Consider the following 7167-nt stretch of genomic DNA (forward strand, 5'->3'; position numbering starts at 1 on the left):
ACTATCCCCCTTCTACCAAAATATTGATCTTGGAAAATTAACTTGTAATAATTTCCCAAATAGTCCATATACTATTCCTAATAAAAGAATAGTATAAATTAATGATTGAACATATTTCTTTTCAAGGAAAATTGAGAAGATACCAAATAACCAAATAGTCGTACTAACATAGAATCCAAGGAACTTTATAAGAATAAGGTAAATTACTATGGATAAAAGTGTGGCGATTTGTAATTTAATATCTCCGATATAGACTTTAGTATCTTTAAATTTAGGATTTATACTTTGTGCTATGTGGTATAATGCGAATAAGGACAAACCGCTCATTAACACTTTGGGCATGTAACCAGGCCCAAGGGTTTTTGAGGTTGGACTTGGAAACGTTTGAACTTTGATAAAACCTACAATTACAACTATTAGAAAGACTAAAGAGAGTAATAGGGTTCCTTTTTTTAAATTAAAGTACAAACAAATCTCCCCTTTTTATTTATTAATGTTCTGTAGGAATTGCATTGTTTTCTCAACCTCATTTACTAAATATGGATTAAAATCACTGGAAGACATAAATGCATCCTCTTGTTCAAACTCCTTTTGATAATCAGCCCACTCTTGGGTTTGAATTGCTTTGCTAAATGCTTCTTCTAAAGCTTTAACCCGTTCATCAGGAGTACCTGCCTTAACAAATACGCCTCTCCACAGAATTTCTTCAATGTCGTAACCCTTTTCTTTAAAGGTAGGAATACCACTAACGGTTTCAGAAACACTATTTGCTAATACTGCAATATTTCCACTATCAATCTGAGCTTTAGCGTTACTAGCTGTTGCTATAACAGCATCGACATTCTTACCTAATAGATCAAGAACTGCCTCTTTGCCACCATCATAAGGGATCCATGTAAATTCAATACCTGCTTTCTCCATTAATAACATTGCTACCATGTGATGGAAGGATCCTGTTCCAGGGCCACCTACTTTAAGTTTCCCAGGGTTCTCTTTAGCATAATTCACAAAATCTTCTAGGCTTTTGAATTGGCCTTCCGTATTTACCATAAGGGCTGAAGATTCTCCGTTAATTCGAACCACTGCATCAAAATCTTTTAGTTCGAATGGTGCCTCTCCGCCACCTAATAAGAAACTAAATGTTCTAGAATGAGTGGCTATTGTGTACCCATCAGCTGGTTGAGATAATACATAAGCTAAGGCAATAGAGCCACTACCACCGGGCTTATTTTCTGCTACAATTTTTTGGCCCAGTTCAGCTTCAGCTAATTTTGCTAACTTTCTAGCAAAGATATCAGCGCCCGAACCTGCCGAGAAAGGAATAACTAAATGTATTTCCTTAGTTGGGAAGGCTTCTTTAGAAGTACTGCCCTCATTTCCTTGAGACGTTGTATTAGTAGAACACCCTGCAACGACTAATACGCTTAATACAAAAATTAATAACATGATTAATAATCTATGGTTCATTCATATTCTCCTCTCATAAAAAGTTTAAGTTATATTTTTCTGCTATTCTCATTACTTCTTTAAAGGAATTAAGGTTAAGCTTTACTCCATCCTTTAAAGCTATTTTTCTACTAATCCCACCCCTTTCCCCAGGAAAGAAGATTTTCTCAACTCCATTTACCTTCTTGGAATTACGTAGCATTACTATTTTTTCTTCTATGAACGACTTAAACTTATTTATATCCAAGAAAAAATCTATATTTATCGCAATAAATAAATGGCTTACTCTTTGAGTTTTATTTATTTCATCAATTGGGTTTACATCTATATCCCAAACTCCATCTGATAAACCAGAAGTTAGAAGACTAATAGCTAGGGTAATACCGTAGCCTTTATGCATTCCCATTGGCAACAAAACTCCTCGTAAAGCTTCATAGGGATCATTTGTTGGATTCCCCTGACTATCTAATGCCCACCCATCCGGTATAGTTTTTCCAAGTTCTGCTGCTTTTCTAATTTTCCCAGCAGCTACAATGCTATTTGACAAATCTAGCACAAAGGGTAATTCAGGATCACTTGTTGGTAATGCTATGGACCATGGATTATTACCAAGCATAGTATCAACTCCACCCCATGGCGCTAATCGTGGCGAGGCATTTGTAAATACAAGACCAATCATATCATCCCTAGTTGCCAAATTTGCATAATAACCTGCTGTACCAAAGTGTTGACTATTCCGAACTGAACTGATACCAACGCCATATTTCTTTGCTTTCGATATTGCCTTAACCATAGCAAAATGCGAAATGGTTGTTCCTAAACCATCATTCCCATCAATAACAGAAACTGCTTCCTTTTCTTTTACAATATCCAGGCTTGTAGGAACTTTAATTGCCCCTGACAAGATGCGTTTTTCGTAAAATGGAAGTCTTATTAACCCATGTGAATAGGTACCTCTTATTTCAGCATCCAATAAGGTATCCGTTAAAATCGCAGATTCATTTTCTGGTACTTTTAAATGGTTTAATAATTGCTTCGTTTTTATTGTTAATTCCTCATATGAAAGAACTATTTGTTCATTATGCATGTTAACCCCCCTTACTCAACCTGTCTGTATTTGAAAAATTTAAAAATCGGGAGATTATCCAATTGTTGTCCTTCATTATTTTTTATAAGCAATCGATAACCCGCTGACAAAATATGATTCCTTATAAATTCTTCAGCTCTTTTTGAATCGCCATTTTTAATCATTTCAAAAATCTGTCTATGTTCTGATATTGAAACCTCAGAATGCCTTTTATTTGAAAGAGAGCTAGATCTAATTAATAAGCCTTTTGCTCTCAAAGGTTCAAGCATATAAAATAATTGTTTGCTACCACTTGCCTTTAAAATGTAATCATGAAATTTTATATTGCTTTCAGTTAAAACCTTGATATCTTGATTTTTCTCGGCAATTTCGGATAGTTCAATTAATTCCATCATGTAATATAGATATTGTTTTCTTTTCTCATTTAGCGCTGCTAGTCCAGCTGCAGTTCCCTCTACTGAAGCCCTTAACGCATAAACTTCAGCAATATCCTCTAAAACAGGGTTAAATACAGAAACACCTTTATTAGGCTCATTTACTAATAAACCTTCATTTATTAATTGTTTTAAAGCTTCCCGAATAGGTGTCCTACTAAATCCAAGATCCTCTGTTAGACGTAAATCTGTAAGTCTTTCCCCAGGTTTATATAATCCGCTCATTATATTTTGTTTGAGTTGATTATAGGCTTGTTCGTATAATGGCATTTCCCTCAAAAGCTTCACCAAACCCTCTCCCATCTTTAAAATATTCAGAATATAAATAAAAATAGAATAATTATCTGTATACTATTATATAAATTGTATACAATTAAAGCAATAATATTCTGAATATTTTTTATTATTTTTATACTTAAATAAAGATGACACCAGAGAGGATTCAGATGGACTTACACTAGTTAATCGCCATGCGTACAAACATAAAAAAACCACCAACTGTTTTTTTCAGTTGATGGCATTCTAGAAACTTAAAGAATATTACTTTGTTTTAAAAGTTAAATCAGAAAGTGTAAATTGTCTAAATTTCCGTTCTGAATAATTCTCAAAAAAGGTTTCCTCAATTCCAAGTATCTTAGTAAAAAATTTAGTATCGACCATAAGAGTATCTAATAGTGTATTTAACGACAGATGGTCCTTCTCAAATAAAAGTTGCAAAATACTTTTAATTTTTCCTGGTTTAATAATCTTGATTTCACTATCTAACGGTTCATTAACTTTATATCCGTTTTTATTAATCATTATGTTGAAATACCTATATTGTTGATAATTTATTAATCCTAAAGAATATGCTCGATGAGCAAGTGCTTGTATAGAAACAAGCCACTTTTTTTTCAGATCTAAATAAGAATCGGGATTAGATTTCTTTGCTAAACAATTAAAATCGTTAATGAATTCCTCTTCAGGTAATAAGAATATTGAAGCAAACAAATTTGCTTCATTTTCATATTCACGATATGACATTTTATCTAGTACACCAAACTCAACCTTATAATGTAACAATAAATGTCCTAATTCATGTGCAAGGTCAAAATTACGTCTTACAGCAGATTTTTTTATATTGCCAAGAATAATATATGGCTTTCCGTTGTCTGACCAAACACTGTATGCATCTATCTTTTCACCTATTGCTTTTTCATATACGAAAGCGCCTTTCTTTTCAAGCATAAATAGTAAACTACCATTCCCCTTATTGTTTAAATCTAGAAACTCTCTAGCATAGTTAGCTATACGTTTAATATTTTCTTTCCTTTCGAAACCATCATCATTCATTATTTCTATTGCTTTTTCTCTAAGTTGAACTATTTCATTTTTGGGATAATGTATCTTTTTTTCAACTAATCTCAAAAATGCATCAACAAATTCAACATGTTTAGCTTCAAATTGTGTTTTTTGAACACTGTTAATTGTAGTGGCTCTGTATGCAATATGGTTTTGATTAATTTTTATATCATTATTCTTACTCAATAAATCTTCGTTATAAAAATATCTACTTTTTACACTAAAAATTTTCTTTAATTCATTCACAATTTCCATTTTAGGAGACATATATCCGTTTTCATATTGCCAAACGGCCTGCTCAGTAATATTAAGTAATTCAGCAAGCTGTTTCCTTGTATAACCATGAAGAATTCGAATGTTGGATAAGGTATTACCAACAAACATATAATCTACCTCCTAAATATTGAGACAACAACATTTGTTATTTTTTATCTTCTTTAGAAAGATCATCCTCGTGGAATATATCATAATCAATTGCGTTAGTAGATTCATTGTTAAACTCTAATTGATCGTTCTCAAGTACAGATGTATCCAAATCTGTAAGGTCTATAGAACTAGTGTTAATTAAATCAGTTAAGTCTTCTACCAAGTAGGCCTTATCATTTTCAGGATTAGGGAGCCAAACCTTAATACTAGCAATCATATTAGCTTGGTCAATTTCATACGTAATAATATAAAATTTATTAAATTCCTGTTGTAGTTTAGCCACATCCGAATCTAGAAGAGATTTCATAACTGCATCATCGAAGAGAGTCATGCTTTTATGAACGTCAGTTTCATCCATAAACAGAGTTGGTTCAGTTGGAAATTGTATATTTTGATTGATTTTTGATAACTTTTTTAAATAGTTCTCATTTTCCTGGTCTCTATTTCTCTCACCAGTAACTTTTCTTCCCTTTGAGAAATTTTCTTCATCAAAATACCTACTATTTCTAATGATGTACATAGAACTCTCATTTTCATCAATAAATTGTAGGTATCCCCATGTATATCCAGCTCTAGCCTTATTGAATTTAATACCAATTTCCTCACATTTAATCGCTGTTTGATCATCTATATGATTTCCCTTTACCCATGCATAAGCGCTACTTATTTTCATTTGTTGACTTTTCTCAATTCGTTCTTGAATGTAATTTTTATATCCCTGCAATATTCCATCGACAATTCTTTGGCTAACTTGCTTGCCTAATTGATATTCTTTCATTTTATCCCTCATTTCTATTTTTACTCTTCCATTTGTATTTTATACTAACTCAAATAATTTTTAAATAAAAAATGATAATTATTGATAAAAATTAAAGTGAAATTGGTTATCGGACAAACAGATGCAAATCCGTTTATTCATTAAATGCTTTGATAGAATCGGGTAGGAGGCTGGCCATTATTTGACCAGCCGATCTCCCACAGCACCGTACGTACCGTTCGGTATACGGCGCTTCCAAAGTTTACACGTCACTTCGCAGAATAACACTCACTAAAACTAAGATATCCAGCCCGCTTAAATCGCTCGTTGGATAGGGCTTTTGTCAAGATAGGGCTATGGGCAGTACGCCAATAGCCTTTTCTTGTATTCGCCCACATCCACGCTTGCTCCTCACTCACACCTGCCTTCTTGAGGTTTTCAAAGCGTGTCCGGATTCGTTTCCATCGTTTCCAGGTCACCATTCGTATGCGACTTCTCAGCCACTCATCTAAACTACTGAGCAGATTCTTTGCATCCGCCAGTTTGAAGTAATTTGTCCAGCCTCGCACTACTTGATTGAGTTTGGTTCTTCGTTCTTCGATTCCCATTCCGTTGCTACGCCCAGTAACTTCCCGGATTTTGTCCTTAAGTTTCTGAATGCTTTTGGGATGGATTCTTAACCGCCCTTCTCCTCTGTAGATGTATATCCCAGATACTTGATGCTAGAATAAAAATAGGACAACTTAAATAGAGATTTTTCCTAAGTTTAGTATAAAATAAATATAACTGAACCAGGGGGAAATGTTTAATGGGAAATCAAAAGAAACAATACAGTGCTGAATTTAAGCAGGATGCTGTAAACTATTATCATTCATCAGGCAAAAGCCTAGAACAAGTAGCAGGAGATCTAAAAGTTAGTAAATCTGCATTAAGTAAGTGGGTATTAAATGCTAATACAAACAATGGTACCGTTAATCACAGAGGATCAGGTAATTATAGCTCAGACGCTGAGAAAGAAATTGCTCGTTTAAAGAAAGAATTAAAAGATTCAAAGGATGCGTTAGACATCTTAAAAAAGGCTATAGGCATACTGAACAATTAACAGAATCTATTTATACAGAAACAAAGTTAGTATCGGAGGAGCGCAAGATTTCTGTTAACAGTGTGCTCAAACTATTGGGCGTTTCTTCATCAGGATATTACAGTTGGGTTAAAAGAATACCATCCAACCAAGAAAAAAGGAAGCAACAGGTAAAAGCGGAAATTATACAAATTTATAATGAGTCCCATCAGATATATGGAGCACCTAAAATAACGTCTATACTTCAGTCAAGAGGTCATGTAATAGCAGAAAAAACGGTTGGTAACTATATGCGTGAAGAAAATATTAAAGCTATTTGGGTTCGACCTTATATTAGAACAACTATTGATCCTGATTTTGATAATAAGTTAAAAAAAATTCTTGATAGAGATTTTAAGCCAGTGGCACCTAATACCGTCTGGGTGACTGACATAACCTATATATACACCCTATCGGGTTTTGTATATCTTACGAGCGTAATGGATTTATTTTCACGAAAAATCATAGGTTGGCATGTATCTAATAGCTTATCAACAGAACATGTAATAAAAGCCATTGAGAAAGCAAAAGCAAGCCGAAAGCTAAGTCAACCAGT

At 33.6% G+C, this 7167-nt stretch carries 9 protein-coding genes; 2 read left to right on the top strand and 7 right to left on the bottom strand.

Going from position 1 to position 7167, the window contains the following annotated elements; genetic code table 11:
* Positions 1 to 12: 12 nt before the first annotated feature.
* The 7 genes from TEPIDINF_RS10670 to TEPIDINF_RS10700 all read right to left on the bottom strand — a co-directional run bounded on the left by TEPIDINF_RS10670 (position 13) and on the right by TEPIDINF_RS10700 (position 6198).
* Positions 13 to 468: a tripartite tricarboxylate transporter TctB family protein gene (locus TEPIDINF_RS10670; protein ID WP_068726491.1), complete on the bottom strand. Its 456-nt coding sequence runs from the start codon at positions 466 to 468 to the stop codon at positions 13 to 15.
* A gap of 15 nt (positions 469 to 483) precedes the next feature.
* A complete protein-coding gene (locus tag TEPIDINF_RS10675; RefSeq protein WP_068726494.1) occupies positions 484 to 1467 on the bottom strand; it encodes a tripartite tricarboxylate transporter substrate binding protein in 984 nt (327 codons plus the stop codon).
* A 13-nt stretch (positions 1468 to 1480) separates the two neighbouring features.
* Positions 1481 to 2533, bottom strand: a complete 1053-nt coding sequence (locus TEPIDINF_RS10680) for an Ldh family oxidoreductase (RefSeq protein WP_068726496.1) — start codon at positions 2531 to 2533, stop codon at positions 1481 to 1483.
* Positions 2534 to 2544: 11 nt separating this feature from the next.
* Positions 2545 to 3237 carry a GntR family transcriptional regulator gene (locus TEPIDINF_RS10685; protein WP_161937332.1) on the bottom strand — a complete coding sequence of 231 codons (693 nt, stop codon included), beginning with the start codon at positions 3235 to 3237 and terminating at the stop codon, positions 2545 to 2547.
* A gap of 270 nt (positions 3238 to 3507) precedes the next feature.
* Positions 3508 to 4692, bottom strand: a complete 1185-nt coding sequence (locus TEPIDINF_RS10690) for a spr1629 family repressor/antitoxin (protein WP_068726500.1) — start codon at positions 4690 to 4692, stop codon at positions 3508 to 3510.
* 37 nt (positions 4693 to 4729) lie between these two features.
* Positions 4730 to 5524, bottom strand: a complete 795-nt coding sequence (locus TEPIDINF_RS10695) for a spr1630 family ClpXP-sensitive toxin (RefSeq protein WP_421691976.1) — start codon at positions 5522 to 5524, stop codon at positions 4730 to 4732.
* Positions 5525 to 5760: 236 nt separating this feature from the next.
* Positions 5761 to 6198: a group II intron maturase-specific domain-containing protein gene (locus TEPIDINF_RS10700; protein ID WP_421692164.1), complete on the bottom strand. Its 438-nt coding sequence runs from the start codon at positions 6196 to 6198 to the stop codon at positions 5761 to 5763.
* A gap of 101 nt (positions 6199 to 6299) precedes the next feature.
* On the opposite strand from TEPIDINF_RS10700, the gene TEPIDINF_RS10705 reads away from it, so the two are divergent.
* Both TEPIDINF_RS10705 and TEPIDINF_RS10710 read left to right on the top strand, forming a co-directional pair.
* Positions 6300 to 6593 carry a transposase gene (locus tag TEPIDINF_RS10705; RefSeq protein ID WP_421691253.1) on the top strand — a complete coding sequence of 98 codons (294 nt, stop codon included), beginning with the start codon at positions 6300 to 6302 and terminating at the stop codon, positions 6591 to 6593.
* A partial coding sequence (locus TEPIDINF_RS10710; RefSeq protein WP_421692165.1) for an IS3 family transposase occupies positions 6530 to 7167 on the top strand: 638 nt, incomplete at its 3' end. The genes TEPIDINF_RS10705 and TEPIDINF_RS10710, both read left to right, overlap by 64 nt.

The organism is Tepidibacillus infernus, from assembly GCF_048898065.1.
GTDB lineage: Bacteria > Bacillota > Bacilli > Tepidibacillales > Tepidibacillaceae > Tepidibacillus_B > Tepidibacillus_B infernus.